Consider the following 366-nt stretch of genomic DNA (forward strand, 5'->3'; position numbering starts at 1 on the left):
ATACACAGCCGGCCATTTTGACGACGAGTGTGGCGGTGCTTAAAGTATTGAAGGAAAAGCTAAATATTGTTCCGGATTATGTAGCGGGGCACAGCCTTGGCGAGTATTCAGCGCTGGTAGCGGCTGACGCGCTGACATTTGCGGATGCAGTCCAGATTGTTCGGGCACGCGGCCGATATATGGAACAGGCTGTGCCGGCGGGACAGGGAGCCATGGCGGCTGTCATGGGAATGGACCGCGAACCATTGGATGAAGTATGCCGAAAAGTCACAGAAGCGGGCCGTCCGGTGCAACTGGCCAATTTGAACTGTCCGGGGCAGATTGTTATTTCCGGCAGTGCGGAAGGCGTGGAAGAGGCAGGAGCCG

1 protein-coding gene is annotated in these 366 nt (G+C 56.6%); it reads left to right on the forward strand.

Annotated features, from left to right (window positions below; genetic code table 11):
- On the forward strand, positions 1-366 hold a 366-nt coding region (locus tag B2899_RS06540; RefSeq protein ID WP_286884590.1), incomplete at both ends, for an ACP S-malonyltransferase.

The sequence above is a fragment of the Aneurinibacillus sp. UBA3580 genome (assembly GCF_002375825.1).
Classification (GTDB): domain Bacteria; phylum Bacillota; class Bacilli; order Aneurinibacillales; family Aneurinibacillaceae; genus Aneurinibacillus; species Aneurinibacillus danicus.